General features: G+C 61.0%; 17 protein-coding genes. 11 read left to right on the forward strand and 6 right to left on the reverse strand.

Annotated features, from left to right (window positions below; genetic code table 11):
- Window positions 1–149 precede the first annotated feature (149 nt).
- Entirely contained in the window at window positions 150–1,178 is a 1,029-nt protein-coding gene (locus QTL94_RS15605; protein WP_289802490.1) for a zinc-dependent alcohol dehydrogenase family protein, read from the reverse strand.
- Window positions 1,179–1,410: 232 nt separating this feature from the next.
- Here QTL94_RS15605 and ypfJ point away from each other — a divergent pair, with 232 nt between their 5' ends.
- Window positions 1,411–2,331, forward strand: coding sequence for a KPN_02809 family neutral zinc metallopeptidase (gene ypfJ, locus QTL94_RS15610; protein ID WP_289802491.1), 921 nt, complete (start codon window positions 1,411–1,413; stop codon window positions 2,329–2,331).
- A 48-nt stretch (window positions 2,332–2,379) separates the two neighbouring features.
- On the opposite strand, the gene QTL94_RS15615 is transcribed toward ypfJ, so the two are convergent.
- Window positions 2,380–3,375, reverse strand: a complete 996-nt coding sequence (locus tag QTL94_RS15615) for an aldo/keto reductase (protein WP_289802492.1) — start codon at window positions 3,373–3,375, stop codon at window positions 2,380–2,382.
- A 105-nt stretch (window positions 3,376–3,480) separates the two neighbouring features.
- Between QTL94_RS15615 and QTL94_RS15620 the strand changes: the two genes are divergently transcribed.
- From QTL94_RS15620 to QTL94_RS15630, 3 genes are all read left to right on the forward strand, one after another.
- Window positions 3,481–4,386: a LysR family transcriptional regulator gene (locus QTL94_RS15620; protein ID WP_289802493.1), complete on the forward strand. Its 906-nt coding sequence runs from the start codon at window positions 3,481–3,483 to the stop codon at window positions 4,384–4,386.
- Window positions 4,387–4,539: 153 nt separating this feature from the next.
- Window positions 4,540–5,787, forward strand: a complete 1,248-nt coding sequence (locus QTL94_RS15625; protein ID WP_289802494.1) for a TCR/Tet family MFS transporter — start codon at window positions 4,540–4,542, stop codon at window positions 5,785–5,787.
- Between the two features lie 141 nt (window positions 5,788–5,928).
- On the forward strand, window positions 5,929–7,317 hold the full coding sequence (locus QTL94_RS15630) for an MATE family efflux transporter (protein ID WP_289802495.1): 1,389 nt from the start codon (window positions 5,929–5,931) through the stop codon (window positions 7,315–7,317).
- Here QTL94_RS15630 and QTL94_RS15635 read toward each other — a convergent pair.
- The 3 genes from QTL94_RS15635 to carA form a co-directional block, all read right to left on the reverse strand.
- Window positions 7,314–7,610 carry a GFA family protein gene (locus QTL94_RS15635; RefSeq protein WP_289802496.1) on the reverse strand — a complete coding sequence of 99 codons (297 nt, stop codon included), beginning with the start codon at window positions 7,608–7,610 and terminating at the stop codon, window positions 7,314–7,316. The two genes, QTL94_RS15630 and QTL94_RS15635, sit on opposite strands and share 4 nt — an antisense overlap.
- Window positions 7,610–7,750: a GFA family protein gene (locus QTL94_RS28455; protein WP_502944141.1), complete on the reverse strand. Its 141-nt coding sequence runs from the start codon at window positions 7,748–7,750 to the stop codon at window positions 7,610–7,612. Before QTL94_RS28455 ends, QTL94_RS15635 begins: the two co-directional genes overlap by 1 nt.
- A gap of 127 nt (window positions 7,751–7,877) precedes the next feature.
- On the reverse strand, window positions 7,878–9,083 hold the full coding sequence (gene carA, locus QTL94_RS15640) for a glutamine-hydrolyzing carbamoyl-phosphate synthase small subunit (RefSeq protein WP_289802497.1): 1,206 nt from the start codon (window positions 9,081–9,083) through the stop codon (window positions 7,878–7,880).
- A gap of 272 nt (window positions 9,084–9,355) precedes the next feature.
- Here carA and QTL94_RS15645 point away from each other — a divergent pair, with 272 nt between their 5' ends.
- The gene (locus QTL94_RS15645) at window positions 9,356–9,808 is read left to right on the forward strand and encodes a GatB/YqeY domain-containing protein (RefSeq protein ID WP_065693774.1); all 453 of its coding nucleotides are present in this window, start codon (window positions 9,356–9,358) and stop codon (window positions 9,806–9,808) included.
- On the opposite strand, the gene QTL94_RS15650 is transcribed toward QTL94_RS15645, so the two are convergent.
- A complete protein-coding gene (locus QTL94_RS15650) occupies window positions 9,801–10,688 on the reverse strand; it encodes a hypothetical protein (RefSeq protein WP_289802498.1) in 888 nt (295 codons plus the stop codon). The genes QTL94_RS15645 and QTL94_RS15650 overlap by 8 nt on opposite strands.
- A 649-nt stretch (window positions 10,689–11,337) precedes the next feature.
- Between QTL94_RS15650 and dnaG the strand changes: the two genes are divergently transcribed.
- The 6 genes from dnaG to QTL94_RS15680 all read left to right on the forward strand — a co-directional run bounded on the left by dnaG (window position 11,338) and on the right by QTL94_RS15680 (window position 18,453).
- Window positions 11,338–13,320 carry a DNA primase gene (gene dnaG, locus QTL94_RS15655; RefSeq protein WP_289802499.1) on the forward strand — a complete coding sequence of 661 codons (1,983 nt, stop codon included), beginning with the start codon at window positions 11,338–11,340 and terminating at the stop codon, window positions 13,318–13,320.
- A complete protein-coding gene (gene recQ, locus QTL94_RS15660) occupies window positions 13,320–15,176 on the forward strand; it encodes a DNA helicase RecQ (RefSeq protein ID WP_289802500.1) in 1,857 nt (618 codons plus the stop codon). The genes dnaG and recQ overlap by 1 nt, the downstream gene beginning before the upstream one ends.
- 100 nt (window positions 15,177–15,276) lie before the next feature.
- The gene (locus tag QTL94_RS15665) at window positions 15,277–15,720 is read left to right on the forward strand and encodes a cupin domain-containing protein (protein ID WP_065693469.1); all 444 of its coding nucleotides are present in this window, start codon (window positions 15,277–15,279) and stop codon (window positions 15,718–15,720) included.
- A 125-nt stretch (window positions 15,721–15,845) separates the two neighbouring features.
- Window positions 15,846–17,033, forward strand: a complete 1,188-nt coding sequence (locus QTL94_RS15670; RefSeq protein WP_289802501.1) for a glycine C-acetyltransferase — start codon at window positions 15,846–15,848, stop codon at window positions 17,031–17,033.
- Window positions 17,034–17,054: 21 nt separating this feature from the next.
- Window positions 17,055–18,092, forward strand: coding sequence for an L-threonine 3-dehydrogenase (gene tdh, locus QTL94_RS15675; protein ID WP_289802502.1), 1,038 nt, complete (start codon window positions 17,055–17,057; stop codon window positions 18,090–18,092).
- Between the two features lie 13 nt (window positions 18,093–18,105).
- Window positions 18,106–18,453, forward strand: coding sequence for a GFA family protein (locus QTL94_RS15680; protein WP_065693472.1), 348 nt, complete (start codon window positions 18,106–18,108; stop codon window positions 18,451–18,453).
- Window positions 18,454–18,496: the final 43 nt, after the last annotated feature.

Below are 18,496 nucleotides of genomic sequence, written 5' to 3' on the forward strand. Positions count from 1 at the left end.
TGCGCAGAAAGCCGGCCAGGGTGGGAGGCACCGGCCGGGTCGCGCATATGATGGTCTTTTCAGGCTAGAAGCGGCTTATAGGCAAATGTATTCGTGAACGGAACCCCATAAATTGCGGAATCGACAGGAATCGAAGGCTTTGCCTGTCGCTATTTCAAGGCCGGTACGACAAGGGCGCGGATCTCGCCACGCGTTGCCGGATTGCTGATCGCTTCCACCGCTTCGTCGAAGCCGATGCGACGCGAGATCAGGGGCTCGACCTTGATGGTCTGCGTGGCGATCAATTCGGCCGCGCGCCGGTGCGTGAAGGGATTGAGGAAGGAGTTGACCAGCTTGATCTCGCGAAAGAGCAGGTCGAATGGTTCGATCGCAACCTTTGTTCCCTGCGGCATGACACCGAGAATCACGACAGTGCCGCCGCGGCGGGCAAGGGCCGGGGCCTGCTCGATGGTTTCGCTGATGCCGGCGCACTCGATGACGATATCGGCGCCGCCGGGCAGAATACCGTTGCGGGCAATCAGCTGTTCGATGATATCGCCGGACGATGGATCCGCCGTTGCCGTTGCGCCCAGTTCCTCCGCTAGCTGGCGTTTTTCTGCGCTGCGCGTCACGAGAACAACGCTCGTTGCACCGGCAAGCCTTGCGAGCTGAACCACCAGCAGACCGATTACGCCGCCGCCAAGGACAATGACGGAAGATCCTGTCTTGATCTCGGCGAGGTCCACGCCGTGCAGGCAGCAGGCAAGCGGTTCGCAGAAGGCGCCATGCAAGGGCGGCAGATCCGCGGGGAGTTCGAAGGCCTGCTTCACCGGCACGATCACATATTCGGCGAAGCCGCCGTCGCGGTGGATGCCGATGGCCTGCAGATTCGTGCAAAGATTGATGCGGCCGCGCTGGCACTCGGCGCAGCGGCCGCAAGCAATGTTCGGATCGCCGGTGATGCGCATGCCTTTTCGGAAGCCGCTGACGTCGGCGCCGACTTCCTCGACGACGCCAACGAATTCATGGCCGAGCGTCACCGGCGGATGGGACGGAAACTCGCCGAGGAAAAGGTGGCGATCCGTGCCGCAGATGCCGCAAGCCTCTACCTTGACCAGCAGGTCGCTCGCTCCGGGAGACGGCTTTTCGATATCGCGCAGGCGTAGTTGTCCTGTTGATTCCAGGCGCACGGCTTTCATGTTGTCTTTCCTCCCGCAGTCTCCTCCGCCGAAGAAGAAGGTAAAAGACAGAGTCGGGTCAAGTGTTTGCGGCCACACGCTCATGCGTTGCCGAATGGTTGGCGCTGTTGCCGGCAGGTCCTTTTTGGCGACCGCCGTGGCGATCGTTACGCTCGAATCGTCTGGAATTTCCCGGAGGCCGGGATATATAGTTGGTCAAACAACGTCCTAAGGCTTGGTCGGGGAGATCGTCATGGAGTGGAAGGGCCGGCGTCAGTCCGACAATATCGAGGATCGGCGTGGCGATCCTTCCATGGGCGGGTTGGGTCAGGGTGGCGGCTTCAGCTTTCCATCCGGTGGCGGAATGGGGCGCCGCGGCGGTGGCCTCAGCATCGGCACGATCATCTTTCTCGTCGTGCTCTACCTTATATTCAAGGCGATGGGCATCGATCTGCTACAGATCATGGATGGCGGCTCGACGGGCGGCGGAGGCTACGAGCAAAGCCAATCTGGCGGCAGCAGCCAGGCGCCTGCGAACGACGAGATGACGGCCTTCGTGCGCACCGTGCTTGCGGAGACCGAGGATACGTGGACCGGCATCTTCAAATCCATGGGGCGCGACTATGAAGAGCCGCGGCTGGTTCTTTTCTCGGGACAGACGCAGTCCGCTTGCGGTTTTGCCTCGGCTGCGACCGGGCCGTTCTATTGCCCCAGCGACCATAAGGTCTATCTTGATACCGCCTTCTTCCAGCAGCTTAGCCGTCAGTTCGGCGCGTCGGGTGATTTCGCCGAGGCTTATGTCGTTGCCCATGAGGTCGGGCACCACGTGCAGAACCAGCTTGGCATCCTGCCGAAATTCAACGAAGCGCGGCAGCGCATGAGCGAGGCCGATGCCAACAAGATGTCGGTTCGCGTCGAGTTGCAGGCTGATTGTTTCGCCGGCATCTGGGGAAAGTTCACCGACCAGAAGGGCATTCTCGACGCGGGAGACCTTGAGGAGGCGCTGAATGCAGCCCAGCAGATCGGTGACGATACACTGCAGAAGCGGAGCCAGGGCTATGTCGTTCCGGAAAGCTTCAACCACGGCACCTCGGCGCAGCGCGTCAAGTGGTTCAAGCGTGGCTTCGACAGCGGCAAGTTGTCGGATTGCGATACGTTTTCCGGGCCGGTTTGATCGACGTCGGCTTCCTAGGGAGGAAGCCGATCACTTGTTAGTTGCCACTCACCTTTCGCTGTCCATGTGCTTGAGCATTGCCGTCGGGTAACGCGAGCCGGCCGCCGCGTCCTTCGGGACGGCATTTTCGATTGCTGCCATGTCGCTTGCGGTCAGTGTGACAGCGCGGGAACCAAGCGCTTCCGTCAACCGATCGCGACGGCGGGCGCCGATGAGCGGCACAATGTCGTGTCCTTGCGCGGCCACCCAGGCAATCGCGATCTGCGCGACGGAAACGCGCTTTGCCTCGGCGATCTTGCGAAGCTCCTCCACCAGCGCGAGGTTCTGATCGATATTGCCATCCAGAAAGCGCGGGCTCATGCCGCGGAAGTCGCCGGCGCTGGAGCCCTGGCCTTTCTGCCAATGGCCACTGATCAGGCCGCGAGACAGGACGCCGTAGGCGGTGACGGCGATGCCGAGCGCGCGGCAGGCTGGGAGAATGTTCCCTTCGATGCCACGGGAGATCAGGGAGTATTCGATCTGCAGGTCGCAGATGGGGTGAACGGCTGCGGCGCGTCTGATCGTTTCCGCGCCGACTTCGGAAAGCCCGATGTGGCGGATGTATCCCGCCTTGATCAGGTCGCCGATCGTGCCGACCGTTTCTTCGATCGGCACGGCGGGATCGAGGCGGGCAGGGCGGTAGATGTCGATATAATCGACGTCGAGGCGCTTCAACGTATAGGCTAGGAAGTTCTTGATTGCGGCAGGGCGGGAATCGTAGCCGTTCCAGCCGCCCGCGGGGTCACGCAGCGCCCCGAACTTGACGCTGAGCACGACTTTGTCACGGCTGCGCCCCTTCAGCGCTTCGCCGATCAGCATTTCATTGTGGCCCATCCCATAGAAGTCGCCGGTGTCGAGGAGGTTGATGCCGGCGTCAAGAGCGGCGTGGATCGTGGCGATGCTCTCGGCGCGGTCGGCCGGGCCGTACATCCCCGACATGCCCATGCAGCCGAGCCCGAGGACGGATACTTCGGGGCCGGTGTTTCCCAGGCGGTAAGTCTGCATGTCATTCTCCTTCTTGGCCGAACCGTTGCTGGCAGGTGTTTTATCGCCTGCAGTCTTGTGCGATAACTCGAGTAAATTTGCACGGGCTGTACGGAAAAACGAACAATGGATGATCTGCCTCTTGGTGATCTGGATGCCTTTGCCGCTATTGCAAGGGAGCGCAGCTTTCGCGCGGCGGCTCGCAAACGCGGTGTTTCCGCCTCATCCCTGAGCGAGTCGCTTCGCCGCCTCGAAGAGCGCCTGGGTGTACGTCTCCTCAACCGCACGACACGGAGCGTTACGCCGACAGAGGCAGGGCAGAGGCTCCTGGAACGTCTGGCGCCAGCGCTGGGGGAGGTGGCCTCGGCCCTCGGCCAGCTCGACAGTTTCAGGGACAGCCCATCTGGGACGCTGCGGCTGAATGTGCCGACGATCGCCGCTCGCTTGTTTCTCCCCGAAATGGCCAACCGGTTTCTGAACCTCTATCCCGGGATTACGCTGGAGATCGTGGGCGAGGATACGTTCATCGATGTTCTGGCCGCAGGCTACGACGCCGGCATTCGCTATGACGAGCGGCTGGAGCGGGACATGATCGCAGTGCCGATCGGACCGCGCCGGCAGCGCTACATCACGGCGGCGGCGCCTGACTATCTGGCTCGACGAGGAACGCCGCAGCACCCCGCCGAGCTGATCGATCACGACTGCATTCGGCATCGCTTCCTGAGCGGTGCGCCCTTGCCATGGGAATTCGAGCGGGACGGTGAAACGCTTCTTGTCACGCCGAGCGGCCCGGTGGTCTCGAATGTGATCGAAATGGAGGTTGGTGCGGCGACAGCGGGTCTCGGCGTCATCCGCACCTTCGAAGAGTTGCTGACACCGGCGATCAAGGCTGGTGCGCTGGTGCCGATTCTTGAGGATTGGGTCACTGAATTTTCCGGCCCATTCCTCTATTATGCCAGCCGCCGGCACATGCCCTCGACGCTGCGCGCCTTTGTCGACTTCGTGAAGGCGGAACAGCGCAAGGCAGGCTAGGTGCGCCTTTTGTTCCGCTTCTCCATCAACAGAACTGGTGAGCCTATCAAAACATTTGAAATGTTCACGTATTGTTTCGTTTCTGAGCCTGCGATATGTAACATCTCCGGCGACGAGATCGTCTTTCCAGAAACAACGCTGTAGAGATGTCTCATGCTCGATCCGAAATTTGTACGCCGTGGATTGTTTCTCGTCTTCATGATCCTGTTTCTGGATGTGATCGGGATCGCGATCATCATGCCCGTCCTGCCGGTCTATCTGGAGCAGCTGACAGGCGGCTCCGTCAGTGACGCCGCGCTCGACGGCGGCTGGCTGCTGGTCGTCTATGCGGGAATGCAGTTTCTGTTCGCGCCGTTTCTCGGCAATCTCAGCGACCGCTTCGGACGGCGGCCGATCCTGCTGCTGTCAGTGCTGACCTTCGCGATCGACAATCTCATCTGCGCTGTCGCCACCAGCTTCTGGATGCTGTTCATCGGCCGCATGCTGGCCGGCTTGAGCGGCGGCAGTTTTGCCACCTGTTCCGCCTATATCGCCGACATCAGCACGGAAGAAAACCGTGCCAAGAATTTCGGCCTCATCGGTATTGCATTCGGTGTCGGCTTTACGATCGGTCCCGTGATCGGCGGGGTCCTGGGTGAGTTCGGCCCGCGTGTGCCGTTCTACGGCGCTGCTGCCTTGTCCTTCGCCAATTTCGTGGCCGCCTGTTTCCTGTTGCCGGAAACGCTGGATGACAAGAACCGGCGCGCGTTCGAGTGGAAGCGTGCCAACCCGCTCGGCGCCCTGAGGCAGATGCGCAACTATGCCGGGATCGGCTGGATCTGCGTCGTCATGTTCCTGTTCTGGCTGGCGCATGCGGTCTATCCGGCCGTCTGGTCGTTCGTATCGACCTACCGGTATGGCTGGAGCGAAGGGCAGATCGGGCTTTCGCTTGGGATTTACGGCATCGGCGCGGCGTTCGTCATGGGCGTCGTGCTGCCGAAGATCGTACCAATCCTCGGAGAATGGAAGACGGCGGTCGTCGGCCTCTGTTTCTCCGTGGTGGGCCTGACCGGCTATGCCTTCGCGTGGGAAGGCTGGATGGTCTATGCCGTCATCGTCTTCACCGTCATGGAGAATGTCGCTGATCCGCCGCTTCGCAGCATTGCAGCTGGCAAGGTGCCGCCAACGGCGCAGGGTGAGCTGCAGGGGGCGTTGACGAGCCTCAGCAGCATCACGACGATTGTCGGGCCGCTGATCTTCACGCAGATGTTCGGCTATTTCACCAAGGCGGACGCGCCGATCACCTTCGCCGGCGCGCCATACCTGATGGCTGCCATCTTCATTCTGGTTGCGGCGCTGGTCTTTCTGCTCAGGGTGCGGGTCGCCAAGCCGGGATCGATGGTGGAACAACCCGCGGAATGAACCATCAGAATTGCTGATGCGATGATGAATTTTTCATCATTTGCATGTTTTCTGGTGTTTCTTTCCTTTTCTTTCAGCTAGACCACCGTTGGCCCTTGCTGCCTGTTGCAGCCGTGGGCGATTGAATCACAGGAACAGGTCATGGATACCCCGATCGACGCGCGAAAGCTCGCGCCGACAACCGATAACCGTTGGTCCGCGCATATCCGCGCCACGCTGGCGCTCGGGATCCCGCTGATCGGTGCGCAACTTGCTCAGCTCGGCATCAACACGACCGACGTGATGATCGTCGGCCGCCTCGGCCCGGAGCATCTGGGCGCGATGGTGCTTGCCGGCCAGTTCCTCTTCACCATCCTGGTCTTCGGCTCCGGCTTTTCGATTGCCGTCATCCCGATGGTGGCGCAGGCCTATGGTCGCGGCGACGTCGTCAGCGTGCGCCGCTCCTTGCGCATGGGGTTCTGGGTGGTTCTTGCCTTCTGGCTGCTGATGCTGCCTGCTTTTTTCAATTCCGAACGCATCCTGCTCGCCGCCGGCCAAAAGCCCGAGGTCGCGGCGTTGGCGCACAGCTATATCGTCATTGGCCAGTTTGCGGTGCTGCCGGCGCTTCTCTACAACGTCGTGCGGGCGCTGGTGAGCGCGATCGGCAAGGCGGCCGTGATCCTGAACGTGACGATCGCGATGCTGGTGCTGAATGCCATCTTTGCCTACATGCTGGTGCTCGGCCATTTCGGCCTGCCGGCGATGGGGTTGAGGGGGGCGGCCATCGTTTCCGTCGTCGTACAGACGGCGGGCTTCTTCTTCATCCTCGCCTATGTGCAGAGCCGGCCGGAAACGCGCCGCTATGAGCTTTTCGTGCGCTTCTGGCGGCCGGACTGGAAGGCCTTCTTGGAGGTCGTGCGTCTCGGAGTGCCGATCAGCGTCACCGTTCTTGCCGAGGTCAGCCTGTTCACCATGGCATCGTTGCTGATGGGGCGGATCGGCACGATCGAACTGGCGGCGCACGGGATTGCGCTGCAGTGGGCATCGATCGCCTTCATGATACCGCTTGGCCTTTCGCAGGCGGCGACCGTTCGTGTCGGCGTCGCGCACGGGCAGGGGGATCACATTGCCCTTGTCAGGGCCGCGGTGTCGGTGACCGCAATCGCCTGCACCATCTCGGCCATCGGCGGCCTGTTGTTTGCGATCATGCCGACGTTCTTTGCCAGCTGGTTTCTGGATACGCACTCGGCGCAGGCGCCTCAGGTGCTCGCCTATGCCGGACCGCTGATCGTCATTGCCGGATTGTTCCAGCTGGTCGATGGCCTGCAGGTGATCGCCAACGGTCTGCTGCGCGGTCTCAAGGACGCCAGCGTGCCGATGATCATGGCTCTGGTTGCCTACTGGCCGATCGGCTTCTTCCTTGCCTGGGCCTTTGCTTTTCCGCTTGGCTTCGGCGGAATTGGCATCTGGTTCGGCTTCCTGATCGGGCTGTTCACCGCAGCCGTTATGCTTTGCGGCCGCTTTTATCTTCTCATGCGCCGCCACGCCTAAGAGGACGGTGGCGTCTGATCGTCGACCGGACGCCCCTTCTGATATTGCGGCAGGTCATCGCCGATGACATCCCAACCAACTTTTTCCGACACCCAGACATGGGCCAGGGGGCGGTAAGCCTCAGGGTCATCGAGGCTTATCGTCATGATGTCGATGGTGTCGGGTTCCGTCGTGTTCTGGTAGGTCAGCGGCGATCCGCACGATCCGCAAAATGTCCTGATCACATTGGCCGACGACGCAAACCGCCTGGGCGTACCGCTCTCGAAGACGAAGGTGCGGGCGGGAAAGACCACTAGGGAAGCGTCATCGCCGAGGCAATTCTCCGGCAGGTTCTGCAGTGGCAGATGCCGCTATGCAGCGGCGCTTCGGCTACGCTGTAACGGACCTCTCCGCAGAGGCAGCCTCCCTTGTGGAGTTTGACGGGTTGCGACATCCGCTTTCCCTTCTATCCGGCGTCTCTCTAGGAACGCTGCGGCATGGCGCGCGTTCCACACCGCAAAAGAAAACCGCCTGCAACGGTCTGCTGCAAGCGGTTCCTCTATTTCTCAGCGTTATCAGGCCTAGCGTTCGGCCAGTGCCGCTTCGCCCTTCTTCTCGCGCACCATGTTGATGAAGCGGCGGAACAGATAGTGGCTGTCCTGCGGGCCGGGGGAGGCTTCCGGGTGGTGCTGGACGGAGAAGATCTGCCTGCCTGACACGCGCAGGCCGCAGTTGGTGCCGTCGAAGAGCGAAACGTGAGTCTCCTCAACGCCTTGCGGCAGCGACTTCGTGTCGACCGCGAAGCCGTGGTTCATCGAGACGATCTCGACCTTACCTGTCGTGTGGTCCTTGACCGGATGGTTGGCGCCGTGGTGGCCCTGGTGCATCTTTTCGGTCTTGGCGCCGAGCGCCAGGCCCAGCATCTGGTGGCCGAGGCAGATGCCGAAGAGCGGGATATCCGTCTTGATCAGCGACTGGATGACCGGAACGGCGTATTCACCTGTTGCGGCCGGGTCGCCCGGGCCGTTCGACAGGAAGATGCCGTCGGGCTGCATGGCGAGCACTTCCTCGGCGCTCGTCGTTGCAGGCATGACCGTTACCTTGCAGTCGAGACCGGCAAACAGGCGCAGGATGTTGCGCTTGACGCCGTAGTCGAGGCAGACGACGTGATACTTCGCGTCCTCGGCCTTCAGTTCGCCGTAGCCTTCGTTCCAGACCCAAGGGGTCTGCGACCACTGCGAGGACTGGCCGGAGGAGGCGATCTTGGCGAGGTCTAGACCTTCGAGGCCGCTCCAGGCCTTAGCTTCGGCCTTCAGCGTTTCGATGTCGAAGACGCCGTTCGGGTCATGGGCTATAACCGCGTTCGGTGCGCCGTTCTCACGGATCCAGGCGGTGAGCGCACGGGTATCGATGCCGCAGAGGCCGATGACGCCGCGCGCCTTCAGCCAGGCGTCGAGATGCTTGACGGCGCGGTAGTTGGACGGGTCGGTCATGTCGGCCTTGAAGATGACGCCGACCGCGCCGTGGCGTGCTGCCGGCGTCAGGTCTTCGATGTCTTCGTCGTTGGTGCCGATGTTGCCGATGTGCGGGAAGGTGAAGGTGACGATCTGGCCGAGGTAGGAGGGATCGGTCATGATCTCTTCGTAGCCGGTCAGCGCGGTGTTGAAGACGACTTCGGCCTGGACCTTGCCGGTCGCGCCGATGCCCTTGCCTTCGATCACTGTGCCGTCTGCCAGAACGAGCAGGGCGGTGGGCTTTTCGGTTGTCCAGGGTGCTGTCGCGGTCATCTTCATCCCGTTTCCGGCAGCCACGCGTCCTTGGGCTACGCTGGCCGGCCATTTGGTTCGCAAGCATATGCGCGCGGCAAGGCGCACGCTCTCAGGCCTGATCACGAATTTTGGTGCAGGTGGCGGTAAATAGCCACGCTATTTCCTGAGGTCAATCTTTGTACCCGACATAAAGGCGCTTTTCTTTCGCTTTCTGCGGGGTTTCTCGCAATTTATTTGATCGCAAGCATTCGTCTGGTTTATGAAGCGGCATTCAAACAGGAGTGATTATGATGTTGCGCGATCAACTCGCCGCCGCCCTCAAGGATGCGATGAAGTCCAAGAATGCCGAGCGTCTTTCGACCGTTCGCCTGATACAGGCGGCGATCAAGGACCGGGATATCGCCAATCGCGGCGCCGGCAAGGAAGAGGCCAGCGACGACGAAATCCTGCAGATCCTCGCCAAGATGGTGAAGCAGCGCGACGAATCGGCGAAGATCTACGACGAGAATTCCCGCCCGGAGCTCGCCGCCAAGGAACGCGCCGAAATCAAGGTGGTGCAGGATTTCATGCCGAAGCAGCTCTCCGATTCGGACGTGCGCGCAAACATCGCGGCGATCATAGCAGAGACGGGTGCTGCCGGTCCGAAGGACATGGGCAAGGTCATGGCGGTTCTGAAGGAGCGCTATGCCGGCCAGATGGACTTTTCGAAGGCCTCGGGCGCCGTCAAGGAACTGCTTAACTGATGCGTCTTGCGCCCGTCGTCAATGCGATGGCGGGCCCCAGTACGGCTTCGGTGGCTGCATCGATCACGGTGAACTTTGCCGCCTGATAGCGCCAGTACTCTAGGACGAAGCCGCCGGAGAGCCAGACATCTCCCTTGTATGACGGTCCGCTCCAGCCCATGCTTCCCATTTCAGCGGCCTGCGCCAGCAGCCGCTTCAGGTGCGTGTTCGATATCCTGAATTCGTCGCGGATCAGCTTGAGCGAAACAGGCCCGATCTCGATCCTCTTCTGCGAGCGATCAAAGGACGGCACGAGGCTCATCAGGTAGTCCATGACCAGTCCGCCCGATGTGGCCCAGTTGAACAGGTTGTAGGTCGGTCCGGGATCGCGCACGGCCTCGGTCTCGATGATGGCCTTTGCAATGAGCGGCTGGATGCGGGCGACAGTCGCGGGATTGGCCGTTACCTGGCCGAGCCGGTCGCCGCCGTCCAGATTGTCGAGAATATAAAGATGCGTGGCGATCCACTTGAAAAAGTGTTCTGACGCCGTCTCCGTCGGTTCCAGCAGCCGCGTGCGCTTGTCGGTCGCGCCTTCTATCGGGCGCAGAAAGCGATAGGCGAGCATCTCCTGGATGAACGCGGCCGCGGTGTTGCGGCTCGCAATGTCATGCTTGACGGCAAATGTAATGAAGCGGCCGGAATAAAGCGCGCTGCTTGGCTCGTCCGGATAGCCGTAATGAAGTGCAAAGCCGGCATGCGCAAGCAACCAACGCTGTTGCGAAGCAAATATCGAGGCGATCCGAGGGCTTTCCCTGTAAATCGTCAGCATTTCATGCGCGCAGCGCAAGACTGCCGAGAAGAAGGCGTCGCTCGCTAAAAATTCGTCAACTATGTGGGCCATGTGGTATTCCAGTGGTCCATCCTCATTGGACAGGCCAAAGGTAGCTGTCAATATTTCCTAAGGTCAAAAACGTCGGGAATCTGCGACTTGCTGAAAATTAAAGAAGGCAGGAGCTGGGGGAGCTCCTGCCTTCTTGCTCTTTGCTTCCGGCCAGCGACTCAGGGCGAAGCCCTCACCAGCGGGATAGTTGCAAAGGCACCCTTGCGAGGCGGCGCCGGGGGTAGGGATGGTGCCTCGCTCGGGGATCGCGTTGTTGAGTTGGAAGTTATTGCGGTGCGGAAAGTGTTTCAAATTACAAAAAAATAATAATTGGCCCAAATGGCTGCCTTAAGTGTGGCAGGGCTCTCCCTTCCGGCGGCGGCGGCATTCTACGTTTCGTCTTTAAGTCATTGTTCTAGAAAGATTTATGATTGATTCCTAAGTTCCTTTGTCGAGCGGTGACAAGGCGGTTAGGATGGCGAGCCGGTGCCACTGAAGACGATGTCGCACCCCCTGTCGCAGGGGCCGGTAACGCATTGTTGATGGGACAAAAATCGGCCCTGAAGAAGTGATGAGGCGCCCAGCCTGTGAATAGCGCGCCTTTCTGGCGGCAAAGTTCGTGGCATGCGGGGGTGAACTTGCTTATATGGAGGATAGCCAAGAGGTTTAGATGCGCTTTTCAAATTCCTTTCTCGACGAGATACGCGACCGCGTGCCGATTTCGGACGTGATCGGTCGACGTGTGAGTTGGGACAAGCGCAAGACCAATGTGCCGCGTGGCGACTATTGGGCATGCTGCCCGTTCCACGGCGAGAAGTCGCCGAGCTTCCATTGCGAGGATCGCAAGGGCCGATATCACTGCTTCGGTTGCGGGGTGACGGGGGACCATTTCCGGTTTCTCTCGGAACTCGAGGGCCTGAGCTTTCCCGAGGCCGTGCAGCAGATTGCTGACATGGCCGGGGTCGCCATGCCGATTGCCGATCCGATGATGGAGAAGCGCGAGAAGGAGAGAACCTCTCTTCTCGACGTCATGGAGCTTGCCACACAGTTCTTCCAGGATCAGCTGCAGACGGCCAATGGCGCGAGGGCGCGTGCCTACCTGCGCGATCGCGGGCTGACGGGGCGGACGATCGAAACCTTCCGGCTCGGTTTTGCGCCGGACAGCCGGAACGCACTCAAGGAATTCCTGGCCGGCAAGGGTGTGCAGAAGGAGCAGATCGAGGCCTGTGGCCTGGTCGTCCACGGTCCAGAGATACCGGTATCCTATGACCGGTTCCGTGATCGCATCATGTTCCCGATCCTGTCCTCGCGCGAGAAGGTCATCGCCTTTGGTGGTCGCGCGATGTCGCCCGACGCTCCAGCCAAATATCTGAACTCGAACGAGACCGAACTCTTCCACAAGGGCAACGTGCTCTACAATTTCGCCCGTGCCCGGCGCGCGACGCAGGGAGCGAACGGCGAGGGCACGATCATTGCGGTCGAAGGCTATATGGATGTCATCGCGCTGCACCAGGCAGGCGTCGAGAACGCGGTTGCGCCGCTTGGCACGGCACTGACCGAAAATCAGCTTGAACTGCTCTGGAAAATGACGCCGCAGCCGGTGCTCTGCTTTGACGGTGACGGTGCCGGTATCCGCGCGGCCAACCGTGCCGCGGATCTGGCGTTGCCGCAGATCAAGCCCGGTCGAACCGTGCGCTTCGCCCTGCTGCCCGACGGCAAGGATCCCGACGATCTCGTGCGCAACGAGGGCCGGGCGCCCTTCGACAAAGTGATGAGCCAAGCCAAGCCCCTGGCCGAAATGATCTGGAGCCGAGAGATCAGCACCGGAAATTTCGATACGCCGGAAGCCAAGGCGGAGCTCGAGGCTCGGCTGAAGCAGCTGGTGGCGGTGATTGCCGATGAGAACGTGCGCCGCCATTACCAGCAGGACATTCGCGATAGGCTGAACAGCTTCTTCCAACCGCAGTACCAGAACCGCGGCAACGAACGGCGCAGCTTCGAGCGCGGCGGTCAGTCCAAGGGCCGCGGCAACGAAGGCCCGCGCGGTGCCCGCGTCTCAGGCGGCATTTCCGAGCGGCTCGCGCGTTCCGGGCTTGTGCGCGGGCATCAGGAAGTGCCGGCGTTGCGCGAGAGCGTGCTGGCGCTGACGGTCATCAACCATCCGGCCCTGATGCAGGATGAATATGATGAGATTGCATCCATCGACTACGACAGCCGGGACCTCCAGCGGCTCTGGTCCGGGATGCTGGGCGCCGCTGCGGCGGTCGCCGGCCCGCATCTGACCCGGGAGTACCTGGTCGAACGGCTTGAGGAGCAGGGCTTCGCATCCTTGATGCAGGGGCTGGAGCAGCAGATTCGCAATGCGCGCCTCTGGATCGCCACCGAAGAGGCCGCGATGGAGGATGCGCGCGAGGGATATCGCCAGGCGCTCGCCTTCCACAAGCGCGCGAAGGCGCTCCGCTGGCAGAAGATCGAGCTTGAACGCGAGATCGCCGAGGCGACGGAGACCGGCAACGGCGAGATCATCGACCAGCTGATGCGTGCGCTGCAGGAGGTTCACTTCGAAGGGCTTCGCCTTGAAAACCAGGAGGCGATCGTCGACGGCTTCGGCGTTCTGTCTGGTCGGGTCAAGAAAGCGGCGGCGAGCCATTGATGGACAGGGGAGAGACCGCATTTTCCGCGGGAGATGCGCTGTTTGGTGCCGAGCGTTCTCCTCTTGGAATTCTCAACCGCGTCTATGGCTATCCGGCCTTTCGCGGTAAGCAGCAACAGGTCGTGGAACACGTCGTTGCCGGCGGTGACGCGGTCGTGCTTTTTCCGACAGGCGCCGGCAAGTCGCTCTGTTTTCAAATTCCAGCCCTTTGCCGGGATGGCGTCGGTATCGTCGTATCACCTTTGATCGCGCTGATGCGCGATCAGGTGGAGGCGATGAAGCAACTCGGCATTCGCGCGGCGGCGTTGAACTCCTCCCTGTCGCGCGAGGAGTTTATCGAGATTCGCCGGGCGCTTTCCGCCGGTGCGCTCGATCTTCTCTATGTGACGCCTGAGCGCATTCTGATGGATGGCTTTCGCGATACGATCGGCAATTCGAAGATCGCGCTGTTTGCCATCGACGAGGCTCACTGTGTGTCCCAATGGGGGCATGACTTCCGACCGGAGTACCGCGAACTCGGCAGGCTGGCGGAGCACTATCCTGATGTGCCGCGCATTGCGCTGACGGCGACCGCCGATCCGCACACTCGCGACGACATAGCGGAACGGCTTGGCCTGACGAATGCGAAGGTCTTTACCACCAGCTTCGATCGACCGAACATCTCCTATGAAATCGTCGAGCGTGACCAGCCGCGCCAGCAGTTGCTGCGGTTTCTTTCCAGTCACAAGGGCAATAGCGGCATCGTCTATTGCCTGTCGCGCGCCAAGGTCGAGGATACGGCGGAGTGGCTGAACGGGCAGGGCATTCGTGCGCTTCCCTATCATGCTGGCATGGATCGCGCGCTTCGCGATGCCAATCAGGATGCGTTTCTCAAAGAGGACGAACTCTGCCTCGTCGCAACCGTCGCCTTCGGCATGGGGATCGACAAGCCCAACGTGCGCTATGTCGCGCACCTCGATCTGCCGGGCTCTGTCGAGGCCTATTACCAGGAAACGGGACGCGCCGGCCGCGACGGGTTACCGTCTGAAGTCTGGATGGCCTACGGCATGGCCGACGTCATCCAGCGGCGGCGGATGATCGATGAGGGCGGTGCCGCCGACGAGATCAAGCGTGTGGAGCGCGCCAAACTCAATGCGCTGCTCGCCATCTGCGAAACGGCATCGTGCCGGCGCCAGGCAATTCTCGCGCACTTCGGCGAGGCACATGGCGGTAATTGCGGCGGCTGCGACACCTGCCTGAAGCCGGTCGAGACCTGGGACGGGACGGATGCCGCGATCATGGCACTCGCCGCCATATACCGTACGGGCGAGCGTTTCGGGACCGGGCACGTGGTTGATGTACTGCTCGGCAACGTCAACGAGAAGACGGAGCGGTTCGGCCACACGACCATGCCGGTCTTCGGCGCCGGGAAGGACATCGCGTCGCGAACCTGGCAATCGGTCTTCCGTCAGCTTCTGGCCATGGGGTTGGTCCGCGTTGATCACGATGCTTTCGGTGCGCTGAAGCTGGAACCCGAGGCGCGTACGGTATTCAAGCGCGAACGTGAGGTGTTTTTCCGAAAGGATCGCCCTGCATCCGAACGCCGGACCAAGAAGACGGCCCAGGCCGAACGGCGGTCGGTGCTGTCGGGCGCCGACGGCGTTCTGTTCGAAGCATTGCGAGCCGAGCGCACATCGATTGCAAGATCGCTGGGGGTTCCGCCTTATGTCGTCTTCCCCGACACGACACTGATCGCCTTTGCAACGGAGCGGCCGCGGACGCACAAGGAATTGCTCGGCATTTCAGGGGTCGGTCAGTCGAAGCTGGAGCGTTATGGCGACGCGTTTCTCGAGGTCATCCTGAACCACGACGACTAGGCTTCGCGATCGCCGTCGTGGCTGGAGAAGCTCTCCTCCGCCTCCATGTACCGTATATTCATTTGTTCTGATATTTTGCCTCATCGTTGGGGGATATGTCATGACGATTTTCAAGAAGCCGGTCGCGTCCCTGCCGGGGCAGGAAAGGATTGCTCGCCACCCGCATGGTGGACGCGTTTTCATTCATGCTACAGCAGAGGAAACAGCGGGCGCGTTCGGCGCCTGGGAGACTTTTTCAGCACCGGGCACCGGGCCAACCTCGCACACGCACACCCGCGAGACCGAAATGTTCAGGGTGATCGTCGGTACCTATCGCTTCTGGTGCGGGGACGAAGTGATCGATGCTCCTGAAGGCTCGACCATCGTGCTGCCGCCGCATGTCCCGCATCGCTGGAAAAACATCGGCGATTTGCCGGGACGCATGATGGGCATCGTCACGCCCGGCGGCTTCGAGCGCTTCTTCGATGAGCTCGAACGCAGCGGTGCCGATACGCCGGAAAAGATTCTTGCGATCCAGGAACAATTCGGCCTGATCGAAGGCTGAACGTACGAGAGATTTGCCGAATATTCGATGGACTTTAGGTGTTCCGCTCGCGCGGGGCGCGCAAGACAATCGCGTACCGATGTGCTAGTCCGGCGAGATAGGGAACAACAGAGAAGGGCCATCCAATGACCTCACAATTCCTCTCTCATCTCCGTACGGAACTTGCCGGGCTGAAGGACGCCGGACTTTACAAGTCCGAGCGCGTCATCACCTCGAAACAGGCCGGTGAAATTGCCGTCGTTTCCGGCGAGCGGGTGCTGAATTTCTGCGCCAACAACTATCTCGGCCTTGCCAACAACGAGGAGCTTGCGGAGGCCGGCAAGCAGGCGCTCGACCGCTATGGCTACGGTATGGCCTCGGTACGCTTCATCTGTGGCACGCAGGAGGAGCACAAGCAGCTTGAGGCCCGCATTTCAGCCTTTCTCGGCATGGAAGACACGATTCTCTATTCCTCCTGCTTCGATGCCAATGGCGGGCTGTTCGAAACGCTGCTCGGCGAGGAGGATGCGATCATCTCCGATGCATTGAACCATGCCTCGATCATCGATGGCGTGCGCCTCTCCAAGGCCAAGCGCTTCCGCTATGCCAACAATGATATGGCGGCGCTCGAGGAGGGGTTGAAGAAGGCCGAGGGCAGCCGCTTCAAGCTCATCGCCACCGATGGCGTGTTTTCGATGGACGGGATCATCGCCAATCTCCAGGGCGTTTGCGACCTCGCCGAGAAATATGGCGCCATGGTCATGGTGGACGATAGCCACGCGGTCGGCTTCGTCGGCAAGCATGGGCGCGGGTCGGCCGAACACTGCGGCGTCGAAGGTCGGATCGACATCATAACCGGCACGCTCGGCAAGGCGCTGGGCGGTGCTTCCGGCGGCTATACGTCCGCCAAGGCGGAAGTCGTCGACTGGCTGCGGCAGCGGTCGCGCCCGTATCTGTTTTCAAACACGCTGGCGCCGGTGATTGCGGCCGCATCGCTGAAGGTCTTCGATCTCATCGAGGGTGGCGATGCGCTGCGCGCTCGGCTGTCGGCCAATGCCGAGCTTTTCCGCTCGGAGATGACGAAGCTTGGCTTCACACTGGCGGGCGAGGGGCATCCGATCATTCCTGTCATGCTTGGCGATGCCAAGCTGGCGCAGGACATGGCGGCGCTGATGCTGAAGAAGGGCGTTTACGTCATCGGCTTCTCCTTTCCTGTCGTGCCCAAGGGGCAGGCGCGTATCCGCACGCAGATGTCGGCGGCGCATTCGCGCGCGGATGTCGAGCGCGCAATCGCGGCCTTTGCGGAGGCTGGCCGCGAACTCGGAGTCATTTAAAGGGTTTGGGAGAGTAGGATCATGTCGAACATGATGAAGGCGCTGGTCAAGGCAAAGCCGGAGGTCGGGCTTTGGATGGAGCAGGTGCCGGTGCCGGAGGTTGGCCCGAACGACGTGCTGATCAAGGTGAAGAAGTCCGCGATCTGCGGCACCGATGTCCATATCTGGAATTGGGACCAGTGGGCGCAGAAGACAATTCCGGTGCCGATGGTCGTTGGCCATGAGTTCTGCGGTGTCATCGCCGAAATCGGCTCTGCGGTCACCAAGTATCATGTCGGCGAGCGTGTGTCCGGCGAGGGGCACATCGTCTGCGGCAAATGCCGCAACTGTCGTGCCGGGCGCGGACATCTCTGCCGCAATACGCTGGGCGTCGGCGTCAATCGGCCGGGTTCTTTCGGTGAATTCGTCTGCATTCCGGAAGCCAATGTCGTGCCGATCCCTGATGATATTCCCGATGAGGTCGCCGCCATCTTCGACCCGTTCGGCAACGCCGTCCATACGGCGCTTTCCTTCGATCTGGTCGGTGAGGATGTGCTGGTGACCGGTGCGGGTCCGATCGGCATCATGGGCGCCATGGTTGCCAAGCGGTCTGGTGCGCGCAAGGTCGTGATCACCGATATCAATCCGCATCGGCTGGATCTCGCGCGCAAGCTCGGCATCGATCATGTCGTCGATGCCTCCAAGGAAAATCTTGCCGACGTGATGAAATCGATCGGCATGACCGAGGGCTTTGATGTCGGGCTTGAAATGTCCGGTGCCGCGCCCGCCTTCCGCGACATGATCGACAAGATGAACAATGGCGGCAAGATCGCCATTCTCGGCATTGCGCCGGCCGGCTTCGAGATCGACTGGAACAAGGTGATCTTCAAGATGCTCAACCTGAAGGGCATCTATGGCCGCGAGATGTTCGAGACCTGGTACAAGATGATCGCCTTCGTCCAGGGTGGGCTGGACCTGGCGCCTGTCATTACCCATCGCATCGGGATCGATGATTTCCGGGAAGGGTTCGAGGCGATGCGGTCGGGAAATTCCGGCAAGGTCGTGATGGATTGGTCGTGAGGAGGGGACAAGAATGATCTATGAGGGAAGCTGCCATTGCGGCAATGTCGCATTCGAGGTCGAGGGGGATTTCAAGCAGGTGATCGACTGCAACTGCTCGCTCTGTCGCCGGCGCGGCGGCCTGCTGGCATTCGTCGCGCGCGACAAGTTCAAGCTCACAACGCCTGAGGAAAACCTGTCGACCTATACATTCAACAGCCATGTCATCAAGCATCGGTTCTGTGGGAATTGCGGTATTGCCCCGTTCGGCGAAGGTGTTCTCCCGAATGGTGATGCCATGGCGTCGATCAATGTGCGCTGCATTCCGGCGATTGATCTTGGGACATTGGAGATCGCGCCCTATGATGGGCAGTCGCGATAGGTTTGCAGTAGTCGGGCCTTGGCACGACTTGACTTTGGTCAAG

It is taken from the genome of Rhizobium sp. S96, from assembly GCF_030382195.1.
In the GTDB taxonomy this organism is placed as follows: Bacteria; Pseudomonadota; Alphaproteobacteria; order Rhizobiales; family Rhizobiaceae; genus Rhizobium.